Annotated in this window: 18 protein-coding genes; 15 read left to right on the top strand and 3 right to left on the bottom strand. The window is 36.7% G+C overall.

The window, feature by feature from the left end; genetic code table 11:
* Nucleotides 1–18 precede the first annotated feature (18 nt).
* The 6 genes from EKM93_RS05390 (at nucleotide 19) to EKM93_RS05365 (ending at nucleotide 6,616) form a co-directional block, all read left to right on the top strand.
* A complete protein-coding gene (locus EKM93_RS05390; RefSeq protein WP_125713833.1) occupies nucleotides 19–822 on the top strand; it encodes an electron transfer flavoprotein subunit beta/FixA family protein in 804 nt (267 codons plus the stop codon).
* Nucleotides 823–835: 13 nt separating this feature from the next.
* Nucleotides 836–1,804, top strand: a complete 969-nt coding sequence (locus EKM93_RS05385; RefSeq protein WP_125713831.1) for an electron transfer flavoprotein subunit alpha/FixB family protein — start codon at nucleotides 836–838, stop codon at nucleotides 1,802–1,804.
* Nucleotides 1,805–1,829: 25 nt separating this feature from the next.
* Nucleotides 1,830–3,359 carry a class I adenylate-forming enzyme family protein gene (locus tag EKM93_RS05380; protein WP_125713829.1) on the top strand — a complete coding sequence of 510 codons (1,530 nt, stop codon included), beginning with the start codon at nucleotides 1,830–1,832 and terminating at the stop codon, nucleotides 3,357–3,359.
* A gap of 25 nt (nucleotides 3,360–3,384) precedes the next feature.
* Nucleotides 3,385–3,909: a hypothetical protein gene (locus EKM93_RS05375; protein WP_164506996.1), complete on the top strand. Its 525-nt coding sequence runs from the start codon at nucleotides 3,385–3,387 to the stop codon at nucleotides 3,907–3,909.
* Nucleotides 3,910–3,945: 36 nt separating this feature from the next.
* Nucleotides 3,946–5,337 (top strand): FAD-binding oxidoreductase, encoded by a 1,392-nt coding sequence (locus EKM93_RS05370; RefSeq protein WP_125713825.1) that lies wholly within the window; start codon nucleotides 3,946–3,948, stop codon nucleotides 5,335–5,337.
* Between the two features lie 94 nt (nucleotides 5,338–5,431).
* Nucleotides 5,432–6,616 carry an MFS transporter gene (locus EKM93_RS05365; protein ID WP_125713824.1) on the top strand — a complete coding sequence of 395 codons (1,185 nt, stop codon included), beginning with the start codon at nucleotides 5,432–5,434 and terminating at the stop codon, nucleotides 6,614–6,616.
* A 10-nt stretch (nucleotides 6,617–6,626) separates the two neighbouring features.
* Here EKM93_RS05365 and EKM93_RS05360 read toward each other — a convergent pair whose 3' ends face one another.
* The gene (locus EKM93_RS05360) at nucleotides 6,627–7,556 is read right to left on the bottom strand and encodes a LysR family transcriptional regulator (RefSeq protein ID WP_125713822.1); all 930 of its coding nucleotides are present in this window, start codon (nucleotides 7,554–7,556) and stop codon (nucleotides 6,627–6,629) included.
* Nucleotides 7,557–7,698: 142 nt separating this feature from the next.
* On the opposite strand from EKM93_RS05360, the gene EKM93_RS05355 reads away from it, so the two are divergent.
* From EKM93_RS05355 to EKM93_RS05335, 5 genes are all read left to right on the top strand, one after another.
* A complete protein-coding gene (locus EKM93_RS05355; RefSeq protein WP_125713820.1) occupies nucleotides 7,699–8,571 on the top strand; it encodes a shikimate dehydrogenase in 873 nt (290 codons plus the stop codon).
* Between the two features lie 32 nt (nucleotides 8,572–8,603).
* Nucleotides 8,604–9,368, top strand: coding sequence for a type I 3-dehydroquinate dehydratase (gene aroD, locus EKM93_RS05350; RefSeq protein WP_125713819.1), 765 nt, complete (start codon nucleotides 8,604–8,606; stop codon nucleotides 9,366–9,368).
* 11 nt (nucleotides 9,369–9,379) lie between these two features.
* Nucleotides 9,380–11,416 carry an oxidoreductase gene (locus EKM93_RS05345; protein ID WP_125713817.1) on the top strand — a complete coding sequence of 679 codons (2,037 nt, stop codon included), beginning with the start codon at nucleotides 9,380–9,382 and terminating at the stop codon, nucleotides 11,414–11,416.
* Between the two features lie 25 nt (nucleotides 11,417–11,441).
* Nucleotides 11,442–11,888, top strand: coding sequence for an acyl-CoA thioesterase (locus EKM93_RS05340; protein WP_125713815.1), 447 nt, complete (start codon nucleotides 11,442–11,444; stop codon nucleotides 11,886–11,888).
* Between the two features lie 155 nt (nucleotides 11,889–12,043).
* The gene (locus EKM93_RS05335; protein ID WP_125713907.1) at nucleotides 12,044–13,570 is read left to right on the top strand and encodes an L-lactate permease; all 1,527 of its coding nucleotides are present in this window, start codon (nucleotides 12,044–12,046) and stop codon (nucleotides 13,568–13,570) included.
* A 59-nt stretch (nucleotides 13,571–13,629) separates the two neighbouring features.
* On the opposite strand, the gene EKM93_RS05330 is transcribed toward EKM93_RS05335, so the two are convergent.
* Complete coding sequence (locus EKM93_RS05330) at nucleotides 13,630–15,564, bottom strand: ABC transporter ATP-binding protein (RefSeq protein WP_125713813.1); 1,935 nt, start codon at nucleotides 15,562–15,564, stop codon at nucleotides 13,630–13,632.
* A gap of 207 nt (nucleotides 15,565–15,771) precedes the next feature.
* Here EKM93_RS05330 and EKM93_RS05325 point away from each other — a divergent pair, with 207 nt between their 5' ends.
* Nucleotides 15,772–16,452: a redox-sensing transcriptional repressor Rex gene (locus tag EKM93_RS05325; RefSeq protein ID WP_125713811.1), complete on the top strand. Its 681-nt coding sequence runs from the start codon at nucleotides 15,772–15,774 to the stop codon at nucleotides 16,450–16,452.
* Nucleotides 16,453–16,840: 388 nt separating this feature from the next.
* Here the strand turns inward: EKM93_RS05325 and EKM93_RS05320 are convergent, their stop codons facing one another.
* On the bottom strand, nucleotides 16,841–17,482 hold the full coding sequence (locus EKM93_RS05320) for a CPBP family intramembrane glutamic endopeptidase (protein ID WP_125713809.1): 642 nt from the start codon (nucleotides 17,480–17,482) through the stop codon (nucleotides 16,841–16,843).
* A 149-nt stretch (nucleotides 17,483–17,631) separates the two neighbouring features.
* Here EKM93_RS05320 and groES point away from each other — a divergent pair, with 149 nt between their 5' ends.
* From groES to EKM93_RS05305, 3 genes are all read left to right on the top strand, one after another.
* On the top strand, nucleotides 17,632–17,916 hold the full coding sequence (gene groES, locus EKM93_RS05315) for a co-chaperone GroES (protein WP_125713807.1): 285 nt from the start codon (nucleotides 17,632–17,634) through the stop codon (nucleotides 17,914–17,916).
* Between the two features lie 80 nt (nucleotides 17,917–17,996).
* Nucleotides 17,997–19,619, top strand: coding sequence for a chaperonin GroEL (gene groL / locus EKM93_RS05310; RefSeq protein WP_125713805.1), 1,623 nt, complete (start codon nucleotides 17,997–17,999; stop codon nucleotides 19,617–19,619).
* Between the two features lie 258 nt (nucleotides 19,620–19,877).
* Entirely contained in the window at nucleotides 19,878–20,231 is a 354-nt protein-coding gene (locus tag EKM93_RS05305) for a DUF1827 family protein (protein ID WP_125713803.1), read from the top strand.
* Nucleotides 20,232–20,270: the final 39 nt, after the last annotated feature.

Here is a 20,270-nt window from a genome sequence, read left to right as displayed (position 1 = left end):
TAAATTTGGAGGCAAGCCATGAATATTGTTGTTTATGTAAAAGCGATGGTTGATCCTGATAAAGCAAGTGATGATTTAACTTTGGTATCAGAACCGGCTAAAAATGGCACTGCAGTTATTTTAAATCCCTATGATAAGAATGCTATCGAAGTAGCTTTGCAATTGAAGGAAAAATATACTGGTGAAGTTACTGCCGTTTCATTCGGTGGAGATATTGAAACGGAAAAGGTCTTACGTGAGGCACTTTCGTTAGGCTGTGACCATGCGTTCAAGGTTAACGATGAAGGTTACGAATCTCTAGATGCTTTTTCTCCAATGCTTGGTAGCGTTTTAGGAAAAGTTCCTGTTGCCGATGTATCATACTTTATTACTGGTCGAGAAGCGGCTGATGATAATCAATCGATTATTGGTGCTAGTATTGCAGCTGCAGTAGATGCAGATTTTGTAGATAATGTGGACGAAATTGAGTTTTTAGAAAATCACAGTTTAAAATTAGTTTCTAGATGGGATCAAAGTGAGTTATCTGGAATTTATGAAAAAACACCATTAGTTATTTCTGTTACAGATACAATTAATACGCCTAGATTACCTAGTTTCAAAGCCAAAATGCAGGCTAAAAAAGCCAAGTTAGATGAAGTTAAAGTTTCAGACTTAACGGACCTTGACTTGACTCAATTGAATAATCTACGTGAAAAAGTAGATAGCACTGGCGTTTTTGAACCAGAAGTTATTAATAAAGAGAATATTATTTATGACTTAGAACAAGATGAACAGGCTGTGGATAAGCTTATGGATAACTTAAAAGAAAAAGGTATTTTATAAAGAGGGGCTACTTATGAATAATCAAACAGTATACTTGTGTGCTACAACGGATGATCAATCAGAAGTAGAAGCACTTCAAAAAGTTGTTCAAGAAAGCTTTTCTACAGCATCTATCACAGTTGTTGCTTTTCAAAGTGAGGCTTTAGATCAAACAAAATTTCAAGCTAGTTTTGATCAAAATGTAGACGCAATTACTTTTTTAAATGTAGAGAAGCTGTCAGTTTTAGATCCTAATGCAGTGGCCAAAGCGTATAATCAGTATTTCCAAAAAAATGATGCTGGTAGAATAATTTTTTATGCTAATAGGTTTAATAATGGTATTGCTGCACGGGTAGCTGCTTCTAACTTAAGCGCTATTGTTACAGATGTAGAAAAAATTGAAGCAACTGATGATCATTTGAATTTAGTAAAGAAATCATATTCTGGCGCATTAAAACGTCAGATTACGGTGACTGATGCAGCACCATTAATCATTACAGTAAATAACTCAAATATAACCTTAGAGAAAGTTGCTGCAAAAGAAACTGCAGTAACTGAAGAAACTCTAAGTATTGACTATCAAGTACCGAAAACTGCAGTATATAAGTCTTTAGTGGATAATGATAATTTAAATTTGGACAATGCTGAAGTCGTTGTTGCTGGTGGTCGGGGGCTTAAAGGTGCTGAAGAATTTAAGAACTTAGAAAAATTAGCAGAGAATCTCAGCGCTGCTGTGGGTGCTTCTAGACCAGTAGTGGATAATGGCTGGGTACCTAATACATTAATGGTAGGGCAATCCGGTAAATCTATAGAACCAGATATTTATTTTGCTTTCGGAATTTCAGGTGCTGTGCAACATACAGTAGGTATCGAAAATGTCAAAACTATTGTGGCTATTAATAGCGATGAAAAAGCACCAATTTTTAAAATAGCAGATTATGGTATTGTCGGAGATGCGAAAGAAGTTATTGAGAAAATGACAGAAATTACAGCTCAAAAATAGTAGAGATACATGGAGGGCGTTGCCCATGTCTAATGAAAAGCAAACAAATTATTCAAAATTTAAATTTAAAACATTAGCTGAAGCCTGGGCAAGGCGTTGTGAGATGTCACCACAACATATCTTTTTAATTGAAGAAGGCCAACAAATTACTTATGAACAGATGGATAGACTAAGTAACAAGGTAATTGAATTCTTCAAACAACAAGGTATCCAAGCAATGGATTTAATCGCTATGCAATTGCCAACAAGTATTGCGTCTATTGCAGTCGTGATTGCGAGTTTTAAAGCGCATGTAGTGATGATGCCATTGAGTATGCATCTCGATGCCAAGGAATTTGAACGTATTTTTAAAAAAATGGCGCCAAAGATGTTTATTCTTGCTAGTTCAGATTTATGTACTGAATTAAAAAATGGAGAAGTACAGTATCATTCAGTGGATTCAAAGCTGTTTGATGGTGCATGTTTGATAAATACTGATAAGATTGGGTCTAAACTGTCTCCGAATATTGCGGCAATGTTAACTACTTCAGGAACAACCGGACTGCCTAAAGGCGTATTACTCTCTCAAGAAAATATTTTGTACAGTGAATCGCACTTTACAGATATTTATGAGATAGATCAGACCGATCGATTATTACTAGCATTACCTATTAACCATGCGATCGGGTTTCACCACGGGATTGTTTCAACCTTTCTAACGGGTAGCACCTGTGTCTTACTAGAAAGATATGATTCTGAGAAAAGTATAGAGTTAATTCAAAAATATCATTGTACCTATGCATTAGCTGTGCCTACAACGGCTTATGATCTATTTAGAAAGGCACCGTATAAAGGATTTCTAAAAAAGATTATATGTGGTGGCTCCCCAATTTCTGATCAATTATTAGAGGCATCTATAGACAAAGATGTACCTATATATAATGTCTTTGGAACAACGGAAAGTGTCCCATTTGTTTGTACAACGCCAGAATACTATAGACGAAAAAATGGCCATACGACAGCAGGCTTTCCTATTCCGGGCGTTGAAGTACGATTGATTGATTCTAAGAATAAGGACATTACTGAAAGTCATCGGTCTGGTGAAATCTATGTTCGAGGACCAATTGTATTTGAAGGATACTTTCAAAACGACATTGCAACACAAAAAGTCTTAGATGAAGCTGGTTGGTTCCATACTGGAGATTTAGGTTATTACAATCAGGATCTAGCACTGGAGGTTACCGGACGAATTAATGATATTATTGTTCGCGGTGGAGAAAACATTTCTTCAGTTACAGTGGAAAGTGTTGTTTCTGAGTATTATAAGATACGTCAAGTAGCAGCAATTGGCTTTAAAGATTGTCGACTTGGTGAGCGTATTGCTGTCTGTGTAGTTTTAAAGCCAGCATATGCACATATTACTTTAAATGAAATCACTCATTTTTTAGAATTAAAAAATGTACAAAAAAAATTCTGGCCAGAGAAGATTATTGTCTATAAAACAATGCCTATGACTGACTCAGGAAAGATTATAAAAAAAGCTTTAATTCAGCAGCTTAACGATTATAAAGATTGAAAACTGATTAAAGAGGTGAAGGCTAGTGTCAGCGTTAAATCGAAAATTTAGCATTACAAGGTCTACTGCAATAAGACGACCTTCTCTAATTAGACATACACCTAAGTTTTATCGATTGAAGGGTCAAGATCAAATTTTTGCAACGATCTCCAAGGATGATAATTTTAAAGATGCTCCAGATATTTTTGAAACCATCATCCCGGTTATGAATGCAGATAGTAGTTTTACACCTCAATATCAGATTATCGGTGGATTCAATAATAATGCGATTCAAATTACGCTACCGGACGACAGCCAAGAAGAATCATCAAGTGATGTTATCCAATGGATTTGTTTGTTAACTTTCACAGGATTTCAATTCAAATATATTGGGCCAAACACCAAAAGAAAAGTTTTGTTTGCTCTAGCTGATGAAGATGCCTATTGTTACTGTGACAAAGATCCTTGTATTGAGTGTCGATTTAAATGTAAGAATGGTTTTGCTGTATACACTTATTGGCGTGATAAGGGATTGTACGGGCAGGACATATCAGCTTTTAGTAATAAATAATACAATTTATAAATTTTAGAAAGCGAGGAACTTTCGATGGAATTAAAAGATAAAACGGATATTTTCAAGATTGTTAGCCAAGTAGTGCCCGAAAAACAATTAATTCAAAAAAGTGAGATCTCTGAAGATTACGGTCATGATGAGATGGGGACGATCTTCCATTTACCAGACCTTGTTGTAAAAGCTCAATCTACAGAAGATGTTTCAGCAGTCATGAAGATTGCTAATGAATATAAGATTCCGGCAGTTGTTCGTGGTGCAGGGACAGGTTTAGTTGGTGGCTCTATTGCTATAAAGGGTGGTATCTTAATTGATTTGTCCGGGATGAATCAAATTAAAGAATTAGATGCTGACAACTTAACGTTAACTGTTGAACCTGGTGTACTGTTGATGGATATTAAAGAATATGCTGAGAAAAAAGGTTTCTTTTACCCACCAGATCCAGGTGAGAAATCTGCAACTATCGGTGGAAATATCTCTACTAACGCAGGTGGTATGAGAGCTATTAAGTACGGTGTAACCCGGGATTATGTCCGAGCATTAACAGTGGTAGCACCTAGTGGAGACATAATGCATTTAGGCGGTAAAGTAGTTAAAAATAGTTCAGGTTTTGACCTGAAAGATTTAGTAATTGGCTCTGAAGGGACATTAGGTATCGTTACTGAAGCGACTCTAAAACTTATTATGAAACCAGAGTATACAGTGAGTCTATTAGTACCTTTTGAAAATTTTGAAAGTGCTATTAGTACTGTGCCAGTTATCTTAAGATCTGGTATTACGCCAACAGCCGTTGAATTCTTCGAAAATGATTCAGTTAATTTTTGGGAAGAATTCTCTGGAAAGGTTTTCCCAGAAGCTAACCATCAAACATACTTACTATTGTCTTTTGATGGTCAAAGTACAGAGCGCGTCGAAGAAGATTATGAAAAAATTGCAGAGTTATGTTTTGAAAACGGCGCTGAAGATGTTTATGTATTAGATGACGAAATCCAACGTAATCAAGTTTGGACAGCCAGAGGGGCATTTTTAGAAGCTATTAAGAGCTCTACAACAGAGATGGACGAAGTAGACGTTGTTGTACCAAGAAGTAAGATTGTTGAGTTTATTACATTTACGCACAAAACGGCGCAAGAACAGAATATTCGCATTCCTGGGTTTGGACATGTCGGGGATGGTAACTTACATTTTTATATTTGCCGAGATGACTATGATGATGCAACTTGGAAAGAAAAGTTAAATAACGTATTTGAGCTTTTGTATACAGAAGGTAAAAAAGTTGGTGGACAAGTATCCGGTGAGCACGGGATCGGTTTAGCCAAAAGAGAATATTTGGGTCAATCGTTAGATGATTCTGTAATTAGCATGATGCGTTCTGTAAAGAGTGCTGTTGATCCTCATAATATTTTAAACCCTGATAAAGTTATTTAGGTCGTTAATCCCGCTTCGTGTTTATTGTAAAAGGTAGTAAACATGGAACGGGATAATTTTATATGTGGATGAAAATATGAAACGAGGGAGTAACATGGAGCGTTCAGAAAGATTAAGGACGAGTATTAATTTATATATTAACTATTTAGTTCATGGGATGGCTATTGTAATTTTAGCTCAAAATATGACAGCCTTGGCACAACAATGGAATGCTACAGATGCTGGTGTTTCTTTTGTAATTTCTTCTCTAGGTATTGGTAGACTGCTAGTTTTATATATTTCAGGTGTATTATCGGATAAATATGGTCGAAAAATATTTGTAGAATTAGGTATTTTAACTTATATTCCGTTTTTCATTGGTATAACACTAAGCCCTAATATGTATGTGGCCTATTTCTTTGGAATACTTGCAGGGATGGCGAATTCATTTTTAGATTCAGGAACATATCCTGCACTTATGGAGCTTTATCCTAATAATCCAACAACAGCGAATATTTTAATTAAGGCTTTTGCATCTACTGGGGAATTAATTCTTCCTATATTAGTTACCGTAATTGAACACTTCAACCTATGGTATGGCTGGTCATTTATTGCTTGTACCGTAATTTTCATAGTTAACTTTATGTTTATTAGTAGAGATAAATTTCCTAAATTATCGACTGTACCAAAAAATAAATCAGAGCAGAAAGTTAAAAGACAATGGACATTCAGTGAAAAGACTAATGCAGTTGCGTTAACTATTTATGGTTATGTATCCATGTCCACATTTTATTTAGTGAGCCAATGGCTAACAAAATATGGACAGTCTGTTTTAAATATGAATACGGCACATGCAAGATATTTAGTGAGTATATACAGTGTAGGTTCAATAGTTGGTGTAATTGTTTCAGCTATTTTGACAGGATTACATATTCGTTCTACACGATTAATGGTAATTTACACACTGATCTCTTTCATCACATTAATGGGTATATCGTTTATTTTGACACCTACAATCTTGTTCGTAGGCTCGTTTGTTATAGGCTTTTCAGCAGCTGGTGGTGTTATGCAAATTGGGTTAACTATTATGAGTGAGTTATTCCCAGATCGTAAGGGATTAATTACCGGCGTATATTATACCGCTGGAAGTATTTCATCATTTACGATTCCAATAATTACAGGATATCTTTATAAGACAAGCGTGAGAAGCATAATGTTATTTGATTGTTTCATTGCAGCGCTTGGTTTATTAATAAGCATCATTATTGCAATAAATACGAGAAAAATAAAATTAGCTTAATTATTAAAAATCAAAGCATCTTTCCGGTATCAGAGAAATTTTCTTTGCAATAGGATTCCATAAAGCTTCTGAATCTAGTGACAGCAGGTACCATAAAACGGTTATTTTGATAGACCAAATATATCTGATGGTAGGTAGGGTTTCCTTGTAAATGGATTAAATGGACTAGTTTCTTATCAAGTTGCGGTAAATTTGGAATTAGTGCAATACCATAATTATATTGTACAAATCCTACTATTGTATGGTCTTCTTCTATTTCACAGATGATATTTGGTTTGACATGGGCATGTTTAAAGATGCCATCAATTAGTGGCCGTAAACCACTGCTTTTAGAAAAATAAACTAACGGATACTTTGCCAATTCTTGAATAGACACAGTATTTCTATCAGCTAAAGGATGATTTGGTGGCACTGCTAATACGATCTCTTGTTTGACAAGTGGAATAAATTCTAAAGAAGATGTGGTTTCTTGATCGTTGATCTGAGATAGGTAGGAAGATACAACTAGATCATGTTCATTATTAAGAAGCTGCTTTAATAAAGTGCGCGTATTATTTTGAACAAATTCAAAGTTGATCTTCTGATCAGCTTGCCTTTGTTTAAATTGCGTGATTAGTTCAGGAATTAACCGCTGCCCCATTGTGTATGTGAAGCCAAGTTTTACACGGCCAGTTCCGGAGTCTAAGGACTGTTCCAGTGTTTCTTTACCTCGATCAATTTCAGCTAAACCTCTAGTAATAAATTGTAAGTAAATTTTTCCAAGATTTGTGAGTCGGATATTTCGACCATCTTTTTCAAAAAGTGGTACACCAAGCTCTTCTTCAAGTTTATCAATAGCATAACTCAGCGTTGGTTGAGATATACCTAAATTTTCAGCGGCTTTGGACATGTGTTGGGTTCTAGCTAACTCTTTAAAAAATAATAAATGTCGCATATTCATAAGTAAAATCACCTCAAACAAATTATAGAATAATTGAATTAATATATCCATTAACTTTTATTTATTCTATAGAATGTGCATGTTAATCTTATTGTGAATTAATTATAAAAGTAATTATATACAACTCTAGGAGGACTATAAAATGACAACAAGAATTGATGGACACACGATTTTAATTGGTTTAATGGCTTATCCAATCAGACATTCTATGTCGCCAACAATGCATAATAGTGCATTTGAAAAACTAGATTTGAATTATGCTTACCTTGCTTTTGAAATCACAAATGATGAGTTACCAAATGCGATCGAAGCTATTCGGACTTTGGATATGCGTGGATCCAACGTATCTATGCCAAATAAACAAAAGGTCATTCCTTTGTTGGATAAGTTAGATCCTGCTGCTGAATTAGTGGGGGCTGTAAATACTATTGTTAATGATAATGGTGTTTTAACTGGATATACAACTGACGGTACTGGGTTTATGAAATCTTTAGAAGATGAAAACTTAGATATTCGTGGCGAAAAAATGGTGTTAACAGGTGCTGGTGGTGCAGGAACAGCGATTGCAATTCAAGCAGCCCTAGATGGTGTTAAGGAAATTTCAATTTTCAATCAAAAAGATAGTTTATGGGAAAATGCTCAGCGTAACGTTGCAATTATTAACGAAAAAACAAATTGCAAAGCAACTTTATTTGATCTTTCAGATCAAGATACCTTTAAAAATGAAATTGCTGATGGCTTAATATACTGTGATTCTACAGGTGTTGGTATGAAACCTTTGGAAGATTTATCTTTAGTAAATGATCCAAGTTGGTTTAGAAAAGATATGATTGTTTATGACACTGTTTATGCACCTAGAACGACAAAATTAATGAAGGTAGCTGAAACGGCTGGTGTTAAACATGTATTCAATGGTTTAGGGATGATGTTAGAACAAGGTGCAGAAGCATTCAAGCTTTGGACTGGTGAAGACATGCCGACAGATTACATTAGAGACTTATTATTCTCTGAGTAATGAAAAGCGTAGTTGAATAGGGGGTAGCTATCTTGATTGAAAAAACAGGTATAGAAGTTAGAGATATTACAATCGGTTCAGGACAGCCTAAAATTGCTGTACCGATAACTGGCAAAACACAAACTGAAATATTAAGTCAAGCTCAAGACATCATTGCAGCAGATCCGGATATTGTAGAATGGCGAATTGATTTTTTTGAAGACGTCACCAATCCTGATAGTTTGAAGACAGCAGCACAGGCGTTACGTAAAATTCTGAAAGAAACAGCTTTATTAACAACTTTTAGAACCAAAGGAGAGGGCGGTGTATTAGCCCTAGCTGATGATGCTTACTTTAATATTTGTAAAAATGTAATTGAAAATAAATTTACGGATTTGATCGATGTAGAATTGATGCACGATGAAACAGCCATAAAAGAATTAATTACATTATCCCATGAAGCAAATGTTTATGTTGTTATGAGTAATCATGATTTTGAAAAAACAGCCTCTCAAGAAATACTTTACGGAAAATTAGAGCAGATGGCAGATTTAAATGCGGATATCGTTAAAATTGCTGTGATGCCTCAAAGTGTTGATGATGTTTTAACGCTATTATTTGTTACTAATGAAGCTAGAAAACAATTGGGTATGCCTGTTATCACGATGTCTATGGGGGATATCGGGAAAATTTCACGTATTTCTGGGGAAGTGTTTGGATCTGCCGTCACATTTGCCACGGTTGGTGCGGCTTCAGCACCAGGACAGATACCTATTAAAAATTTACGACAAGATTTAAGCGATTTAAATTTGAGTTAGGAGCAAATTAGATGAAAACATATTCACATATTTTTAAACCATTAACTGTGAATGGCATGACCTTGCGGAACCGTATTATTATGCCACCTATGGGCTCAAATTTCGCTAATTTTGATGGTAGTATAAATAATGATCACATTAAATATTACGAACAAAGGGCAAAGGGCGGTACAGCATTAATTACTTTAGAAAATGTTTGTATTGATTATCCAATGGGCACAAATGGGACCACGCAGTTGCGAATGGATAATGATCAATTTTTACCAGGCCTTTGGAAATTTAATGAACGCATGCATGCTTATGGTGCTTGTACATCTGTTCAGATTAATCATGCAGGTGCTTCAGCAACTGGCCTGAGACTCAATGGACAACAGCCACTCTCTGCATCGGATGTTCCTTCAAAAATAGGCATGACGCACCCTAGAGCTTTGACGGTTGAAGAAATCCATCACATTATTAACTGTTATGCTGATGCTGCTGATCGTGCTAAAAGAGCGGGTTTTGATTGTGTTGAGGTACATGCCGGTCATAGTTACTTATTGGATCAATTTTTATCTCCTCATTATAATCATCGTACAGATGAATATGGGGGCACACCTGAAAATAGAGCGCGCCTTGCAAAAGAAGTGTTACTAGCTGTTCGTAAAGCAGTTGGACCAAGATTTCCAATAGCTGTTCGCTTTAGTGCAGATGAATTTATTGATGATGGGAATTCTTTAGAGGATACATTACAATTATTATCATATTTTTCTGAACCTGCTGATATTCTAAACGTTTCTGCAGCTGTAAACCAGAACTTGCAATATCAAATTGATAAAATGAATTTACCAGACGGTTGGCGTTCATATATGGCCAAAGCTGTGAAAGAAAAATTTCATAAAATAGTTGTTACTTCAGGTAACTTTAGATCTCCAGAAATAACGGAACAAGTTTTAGCGGATGGAGATGCTGATTTGGTTGCTATGGGGCGGGGGCTGCTAGCTGAACCTAATTGGGTTAACAAAGTTAAAACAGGTCAAGAAGACTTATTGCGCAAATGTATTTCTTGTAATATTGGTTGTGCTGATCACAGAATTGCTAAGGGATTACCAATCAGATGTACCGTTAACCCGGATGTAATTAATGAAGATGATTATAAACAAGATGCAATTAAGCAATCTGTCAAACTTGTTGTAATAGGTGGTGGAACAACCGCATTGGAAGCTGCTTGTTCTGCTGCTGAAATTGGTGCGGAGGTTATTTTATTTGAACAAAAATCTTATTTGGGTGGACTAGCACATCAAATTGCGCAATTACCGGATAAGTGGCGTATTGATGACTATGTTATCTACTTAAAACATCGAGCTGAACGATTGAATAATCTAGAAATTCATCTCAATGAATCAGCCACTATGGATAAAATTAAGGCGTTAGATCCAGATATCGTATTAAACGCTACAGGTGCACACTCTTTTCTACCACCAATTACGGGCTTAAAAGACGCACTTCAAGCTAAGAAACCTAATGTATTTACGATTACGGACCTATTAGAGAACATGTCTAACTTCACAGACAAAGATGAAGATATTTTAGTAATTGGCGGTGGAGCGGTTGGTTTGGATGTAATGGAGTATTACACTGAGCACTATAATGGTCATGTAACTATGATTGATATGCTACCAGAAATAGGTAAGGAATTGGATCTAATTACCAAGATTGCTATGAAAGAATTACTGAATAAATATGATGTGAAACAATATGTTAATACAAAATTAGAAGAAATAGACTCAGATAAAGCAATTGTTTCAGATCATGAAAAAACATTTACGATTAATTTTGATAAAGCGTTTGTTTGTTTAGGTATGAGAAGTTATGTACCAATGATGGCAGAATTAGATCAATATGTGTATGAAAATGATAAGTTATTAGTTAACCTGGGAGACAGTAAAAAAGCACGTAGAATTTATGAAGGCTCTCAAGAGGCTCGTCAAATCATTAATGCGGTACACATGATTGATCAGCAAAAAACTACTCAAATTATTAATCGTCAAAAAAATCTATCCTATTGATAGTTTGAGTTAGGGGTAATGTTATTTGACTAATAATCGATTTTATGAAGTTACTTCTGGAAATTTTTTAGTCACACCGAATATGCTGAATCATATGGAAATTTTACATGGCGGAGAGTTATTTAAGCACTGTGATTCAACAATAGGGTTGTTAGCTTCCGAGTATGCGCAATCTAGGGTAATGACTGTTGGTGCAAAATCATTTAATTTTAAAAAGAAGGCCTATGTTGGGCAGCAGGTATGTTTTTGTACCACATTGATAGCAACTAGTCAGCATACAATGACTTTTTACACAAGAATTACGGCCAAAGATTTTGATGAATCAGAATCGATAGTGATTGGTGATGGTGTATTGATATTTATTGCTGTAGATCGGAATCTGCAACCTAAAATTGTTCCAAAACTAACTGTATTAAATTTAGAAGAAAGAGATTTTATTGAACAAAGAAAACAAGATTTTCAAATTGAATAATTTATAGAGTCAACCTGGGTACCCGTCGTATGGCTTAACTTGATCATTTTTTAAATGAGTTAAGTCATATGACGGGTATCAACTTTATGACTTCAAACCAATGCGAAGAACAGAGAAATGTAAGCGATTTACTAATGAAGGGAAGTTATCGGAGCATGTGGCTTAATTTTATTTTTGCACTCATCCCAATTATCTGGCTAGTAGTTGCCTTAGGCGTTCTCAGAATGGCCGCAGATAAAGCGTGTACGATAGGCTTAATTATCACAATATTCTTAGCAATTGTAGCCTTTAAATTACCGGCAGTAGACACCTTTACCGGTGCGTTGGAAGGCATTGTTATGGGGATCTGGCCCATAGTATATGTGATTTTAGCAGCTTTATTTACTTATAATGTCACCACAAAATCAGGTAGTATGCGAACCATTCAAGACATGTTGTCCGGCATTACAACAGACAAGCGAATTTTAGTATTAATCATTGCCTGGGGCTTTGGTGGCTTTTTAGAAGCTGTGGCCGGGTTTGGGACCGCTGTCGCCATCCCAGCAGGTATATTGATAGCCTTTGGGATAGACCCGATTAAGGCCTCAGTCGTCTGTTTAATTGCTAATACAACACCTAATGCCTTTGGTGCAGTGGGCCTGCCAGTAATTACATTAGCAAATCTAACACATCTGAAATTAATGCCCCTTTCTTTAATCGTCACCTTACAATTACTACCGCTAGTAATCTTAATCCCATTCATTATGGTAACGATGATCGGCGGTAGCGTAAAAGCAATTAAAGGCGTAGGATTAACAACGCTTATGTCAGGATTATCCTTTGGTCTAGCTCAGATCGTTGCAGCTAAGTTCATTGGGGCAGAATTACCCGCAATTGTCGGCTCAATTGCCAGTATTTTAGTGACCATCCTTATGGCACGTTTTCAAGGCGAAAAAGACACAGAAGTACTCAAAACAATTCCTAAACATAGTCCGGCAGCCTTGTTTAAGGCCTGGTCACCGTTTATTTTAATTTTTGTAATCGTTTTACTGGCGTCACCTTTAGTAAAACCAATTAATACGGCTTTAGCAAAAGTGGCCACAAACTTTAACATTTACACAGGGGCCAATGCAGCCCCCTATACAATCAATTGGCTTTCGGCACCGGGGACCTTAATCATTATTGCTGCTATTATTGGCGGTACAATCCAAGGTCTATCCATAAGTACAATTTTTAAAACATTGATTGAAACAGCCAAGACAATTTGGCATACATTAATTACCGTATGTGCCATTGTTGCTTTAGCCAAGGTCATGGGCTATTCGGGGATGACTCAGAGTTTAGCCGTGACATTAGTCGCAATTATGGGACCGTTCTACCCATTAATTGCACCAATTATTGGGGCATTAGGGACATTTATTACCGGCTCAGGCACATCAGCTAATATTTTATTTGGAAATTTACAACTTCAAGCAGCTAACACACTGCAAGTTAGCAGTTATTGGGTTGTTAGTTCCAATGTAGTTGGCGCAACCGCCGGAAAGATGATGTCACCGCAAAGTATTGCGATTGCGGCGGCAGCCACAAAACAAGAAGGTCAAGAAGGGCAGATTTTGAAAGCGGCCACAAAATGGTGCGGTCTTTATCTAGGTATTATTTGTCTATATTTATATGGCACTGGGTTATTATTAAATTATTTATAGAAATAAAAAAAGAGGCTGGCTCAAAAGTAAAGTTAACTTTTGGGTCAGCCTTTTGCTAGTTAGTGATCAAAATCTTCTAATTCAGTACTTTTATCAGCCCATTGTTCTTCTAATGGGGCCATTTCAGCGTCAATATCATCCAATTGTGCTTGTAATGTCTGCATTTTGGAATAGCTGGTTGCAATTTCAGGTGCGGCCATTTGTTCTTGGATTTCTTGACTTTGATTGGTTAAATCATCAATCTTTGTTTCTAAAGCCTCAACTTCTCGCTGTAGCTTTCGTAAGGCCCGTTGCTGGGTTTTACTATCTTTATAACTAATTTGAGCTTGGCTAATATTAGAAGCTGCTGCATCGGGTTCATTTTCTGCTGCTTGCTCTGCTAACAAGGCTTCCTGTTCTCTTTTTTTCTCCAAGTAATATTCGTAATTACCTAAATAAAGGGTGCTGCCATTAGGGGTAATTTCAGTAATTTCAGTGGCTAAATAATTAATGAAATAACGATCGTGAGAAACGAATAAAACGGTACCGTCAAAATTCTTTAGCGCTTGCTGTAAAACTTCTTTACTATCAATATCTAAATGGTTCGTCGGTTCATCCATGATCAAGAAGTTATCATGTTCTAAGGCTAATTTTGTTAGCAATAGACGTGCCTTTTCGCCCCCTGAGAGTTGTGAGACGACTTTTGCCACATCGTCTCCGGAAAATAAGAAACTACCTAACATAGAACGAACGTCTTTTTCGGGCATTGTAGGATGCTCATCCCAAATTTCATCTAAAACGGTCTTAGAGGGGTGTAAATTCTTCTGTTCCTGGTCATAGTAACCAATGGAAACATTTGTCCCTAAATCAATTTCACCTTTTAATAGAGGAATTTGACCAATAATGCTCTTTAATAAGGTAGATTTACCAACCCCATTCGTGCCGATAACGCCATGAATGTGCTGCCGTTTAACATCTAGTTCAACCGGCTGTGCCATAACAGCTTCAGGGCTGTAGCCGATCGCCGCATCTTTGACTTTTAAAACATCATTGCCGCTTTTTTTAGATTCTGAAAAGCGAAAATGAATCGTTTTATCTGAGCCATCTGGACGTTTTAAACGGTCCATTTTTTCTAACTGTTTTCGGCGACTTTGGGCCATTTTAGTTGTAGAAGCACGAACAATATTTTTATCAACATAGTCTTCCATTTTCTTAATGTCGGCTTGTTGTTTTTCATAAGCCTTCCATTCGAGGTCCACTCGTTTTTGTTTTTCATCCAGAAAATAGCTATAATTACCAGTATAGTGGTCTAAGCGATTCTCATGAATCTCGTAAACTTCTTTAGCAGTGTGGTCTAAGAAATAGCGATCATGTGAAACGAGTAACAATGCGCCGGGATAGCCTTGCAGATAGCCTTCAAGCCAAGTTAAGGTATCAATATCCAGATGGTTTGTTGGTTCGTCCAAGATCAGTAAATCACGTTTTTCTAATAGAAGCTTAGCTAATGCTAATCGTGATTTTTCACCACCAGAAAGTGTATGAATTGGCTTGTCTAAAACGGTTTCGGGGAATTGAAAGCCATGAAGGACACTGCGAATTTCAGCCTCATAACCATAACCATTTTTGTCTGAAAATTCAGTTTGCAATTGATCATATTGTTTTAAAATATCTTCATTATGATGATCTGTACCCATTTTAGCTTCTAAAGCACGCATACGCTGTTCCATTTTTTGCAGTGGTGCAAAAACCGTTAGCATTTCTTCATATATTGTACGTTTAGAGTCTAGACCAGTATCCTGGGCTAAATAACCCATGGTCATATCTTTAGGGGTGGTGACTTGACCTTCATCTGGCGGATTGAGGCCAGCTAAAATTTTAAGAAGTGTGGATTTACCAGCGCCATTCGGGCCAACGAGGGCGGCTCGATCACCGGTTTGAATTTCTAAGTTGATGTTTTTGAAGATATAGTCTCCGGAAAATTGACGGGCGACTTTTTGAGCTTGTAATAAAATCAAAATAATTAACCTTTCTTTAAAAAAATGCTAAACTCTTATTAATGGTAAGTGTATAGGCATTTCTAGGATTTTTTCACAAACAAATTACATGTTCAGAAGATAATTTGTTTGATTTTTACTGTTCAGTCAAGTAATATACTTTTGAGTTCATTTCTTGAATAGACTATTATTTCACAAATGAAACTTTATAGGAGAGGAGCTACACAGATGGCAGATATTAAAATACCAAAGGCAACTGCTAAAAGATTGCCGCTTTATTACCGTTATTTGAACTTTTTACATGATGCAGACAAGAAAAAAGTCTCGTCCACAGAATTATCAGAGGCAGTCAAAGTTGACAGTGCTACGATCAGACGAGATTTTTCATACTTCGGTGCACTGGGTAAGCGGGGCTATGGTTACGATGTAGAAGATTTATTGAACTTCTTTAAGAAGACTTTGAATCAAGATCGTTTGACCAATGTTGCCTTAGTCGGTGTTGGTAATTTTGGACATGCCTTATTAAATTATAATTTCCGTCAAACTAATAGTATTCGGATTAGTGCGGCGTTTGATGCAAATGAAGATATTACAGGTACGATTCAGGCAGGTGTGCCAATTTATCCAATGACTGAAATGCACCAACAGTTACAGGATCAGCAGATTGACATTGCAATTTTAACGGTACCAAATCCGGCAGCCCAAGAAGTTGCTAATCGCTTAGTACAAGCCGGTGTTCGCGGTATCTTAAATTTTACATCTTTGCGTTTATCTGTACCAGAAAATGTTCGCGTACAAAACGTGGACTTGGCTAATGAACTTCAAACTTTAATCTATTTTTTAGATCATTATGATGATCGTTTGAATACTAACAGTAGCCTTATTGATGAGGCAGATAAGACAGAGTAGAATTTATTTTATAACCTTAAGGCCAAAACAGATAGTTGTTTTGGCCTTTTTGTCTGCCTTTAAACGGTGATTAAGGGCCCGTGAGCTTTACGGGCATTGTCACCCGTAACTTTTCCCGCTCTGGATTTGAAACGCGTTCCCAAAGACTGATTTCTGCACTTAGCTACGTCTAACTTGTAAGCGAAGCCCGCTCACGGCGTTAGCCTAGGCTATGCTCAAAATCAACCCGTCTTTGGTCACGCTCTGGTTCCAAAACGCGCTCAAGGTCACTGACTTTTCACATAACTACAAATTACTTGTAAGCCAAAAACGGGCTTCCGGCGTAATTTTAGGTTATGCTCAAAGTCAAACCGTGCCCTTTCGCGCTCTGGTTCTACTATATCAAATTTTAATGGTAAAAGCTTTGAATAAAAACGAAGCTATTCATTAAGATGTGGGCGATCATGGTGGTCCAGATGCGGCCGGTGCGGTTATACAGGTAACAAAATAGAAGGCCGATGAGGCTATACATTAAGATGTGGCCGTCTTGGTGGGCGAAGGCAAAGATTAAGGCGGAGATTATGGCGGCGCCGATTTTGCCGGTGAATGGGCTGAGTTCACCAAAAATTGTTTTTCGATACACAATTTCTTCAATAATTGGTAAGAAAATAAGAATACCGATAACGTAATAAGGATAAGATTTCATTGTCGCCAATAAGGTGGCGGTGTTTTGCGAGGTTGTTTGCAAGTTAAATAGTAATTGCTCTAGATAAACGGCTAAATATTGGACTAAGACGGCGGCGACGGCACCTCCTATGCCCCAGACAACTACTTTTGGTTTAGTAGTGTAAGGGTTGGCAACTTCGATTGAATTTTGCGGTGTATATCGCTGCGTCAGCCATAAAAAACCCACCATGCCGATAAAATACCAAAGTGTAACGACTAAAAAGTAGCCGTTCTTAACGGGGATAAAGTGTGCAAATAAATTGGGCATGAGTAATAAAATTAAATAGAGCAGTAGTGTGATAGCGGTGCTGTTTCGTGCTTTCAATGGATCAACTCCCTGTGAAAATTTTTGGAAAATTCATATAAAAAACTTGCAATAATACCTAAACATGTATATTATATTTCTTGTAGTTAGCACTTGTCTATCAAGAGTGCTAAAATTTAATTGGAATATATCATTTGGAGGGATTTCTTGTGTTAAAACCATTAGGTGACCGCGTAATTGTCAAAGTTGAAGAACAAGAAGAAGAAACTGTTGGCGGTATTGTTTTAGCCAGCAATGCTAAGGAAAAGCCACAAACTGGTAAGGTTATTGCCTTAGGTGAAGGTGCTTTAGCTGATGACGGCAAACGTATCCCTTTGTCTGTTAAAGAAGGGCAAGTTGTCATGTTTGACAAATATGCCGGCTCTGAAGTGAAATACGAAGGCGAAAATTACTTGATCATGCACGAAAAAGATATTATGGCAATTGTCGAATAATCTTTTGTGCGTGATAGCTCAAAATAATAAGAAATAAAAAAATAGTAAAACAAAAATATTATTGAGGTGGATGTATAAAGATGGCTAAAGATATTAAGTTTTCTGAAGAAGCACGTTCCGCAATGTTACGCGGTGTTGATAAATTAGCAGATACTGTCAAAACAACATTAGGTCCTAAAGGCCGTAATGTCGTTTTGGAAAAATCTTACGGTGCACCAGAAATTACAAATGATGGTGTAACAATTGCTAAAGATATTGAATTAGAAGATCACTACGAAAATATGGGTGCCAAATTAGTATCCGAAGTAGCTTCTAAAACAAACGATATCGCTGGTGATGGGACAACAACAGCAACTGTTTTGACACAAGCTATCGTTCGCGAAGGTTTGAAGAACGTTACTGCTGGTGCTAATCCAGTTGGGATCCGGACTGGGATCGAAAAAGCAACTGCTGCCGCTGTTGATGCGTTACATGCCAATTCACATAACGTTGAAACAAAAGATCAAATCGCCCAAGTTGCTTCTGTATCTTCTAGCAGTGAAGAAGTTGGTGCTTTAATTGCCGATGCTATGGAAAAAGTTGGTAATGACGGGGTTATTACCATCGAAGAATCCAAAGGGATCGAAACTGAATTAAACGTTGTTGAAGGGATGCAATTTGATCGTGGCTACCTATCTCAATATATGGTAACAGATAATGACAAGATGGAAGCAGATTTAGACAATCCTTACATCTTAATTACTGACAAAAAGATTTCTAACATCCAAGAAATTTTACCATTATTACAAGAAATCGTACAACAAGGCAAATCTTTATTAATCATCGCTGATGATGTTGAAGGTGAAGCTTTACCTACTTTAGTTTTAAATAAAATTCGTGGGACATTTAATGTCGTTGCTGTTAAAGCACCTGGCTTTGGTGATCGTCGTAAGGCACAATTGGAAGATATTGCGATCTTAACAGGCGGTACTTTGATCACATCTGATTTAGGCTTAGAATTAAAAGATACTAAGTTAGAACAATTAGGTCAAGCTGGTAAAGTCACAGTTACTAAAGATGATACAACAATCGTTGAAGGTGCTGGTGCCGCAGCTGACATTAATGAACGTGTAGAAACGATCAAGAAACAAGTAGACGATACAACATCTGACTTTGATCGTGAAAAATTACAAGAACGTTTGGCTAAATTAGCCGGCGGTGTGGCTGTTGTTAACGTTGGTGCAGCTACTGAAACTGAATTAAAAGAACGTAAATATCGGATTGAAGATGCCTTGAATGCAACACGTGCCGCTGTTGAAGAAGGCTATGTAGCTGGTGGTGGTACAGCATTAATGAATGCTATTCCTGCAGTTGCTGCTTTGAAAGAAGACGGCGACGTACAAACTGGGATTAACATCGTCTTACGTGCTTTAGAAGAACCTGTTCGTCAAATTGCCTACAATGCAGGTAAAGAAGGTTCTGTCATCGTTGAACATTTGAGAAATGAAAAAGTTGAAGTTGGTTATAATGCTGCAACTGACAAATGGGAAAACATGGTTGAAGCCGGCATCATTGATCCTACTAAAGTAACACGTTCTGCCTTGCAAAACGCAGCTTCTGTAGCTTCATTGATTTTAACAACTGAAGCCGTTGTTAGTGATATTCCAGAAGAAAACCCAGCGCCAGCTGCACCCGCAGCACCAGGCATGGGCGGTATGATGTAGTCAAAAAGCGTGTGAACTAGAACTTTGCTCTAGTGAACGTATTTAAAAAACCAAGTCAAAGTAATTTTTTGGCTTGGTTTTTTTATTTCAAAAAAATAAATTTTTAAGTGCATAATTGACAAGTAGTGTTAATATATATTTATAAAACGTTAACACAAGTTCATCTTTTGCACATAAAAAAGACAAAGTTTAGACCTTGTGTCATTTGAAGATATTTCTTATAATTATAATAAGAAAACATAGATAGGAGCTGATTTCATGCACTTGATTGAATTACCAATTAAATTAAATGCCAGTCTACACAAAATGATTCCAAGAACAATTAGTTATCTTTATGGTAAATCCGGGATTAAATATTTTAGAACTTACACTTTAGGCAACTTACATGTTTATTACGTAGATGCATTCAATCGAATTGACATCATCATCATGGCGGATAGTCGTCAAGTTAAGTCAGAAGAGATTGATTTTGCAATTGAAAACTTAATGCCAGGCGTTGATAAAGCAAGTCTTGAAATCAACGAAGAGGCAAAAGCGGCAGTTGAAGCAGTTGCTAAGAAAAAATTGCAGTATGCGGATATCGTTATCATCGAACAAAAAGTTAAAGCATAACCTTGCAGATAATACTATGAAAACAGGGCGTTGTGACCT

Source organism: Agrilactobacillus yilanensis (assembly GCF_003946725.1).
In the GTDB taxonomy this organism is placed as follows: Bacteria; Bacillota; Bacilli; order Lactobacillales; family Lactobacillaceae; genus Agrilactobacillus; species Agrilactobacillus yilanensis.
This window is presented reverse-complemented; position numbering and strand designations above follow the sequence as displayed.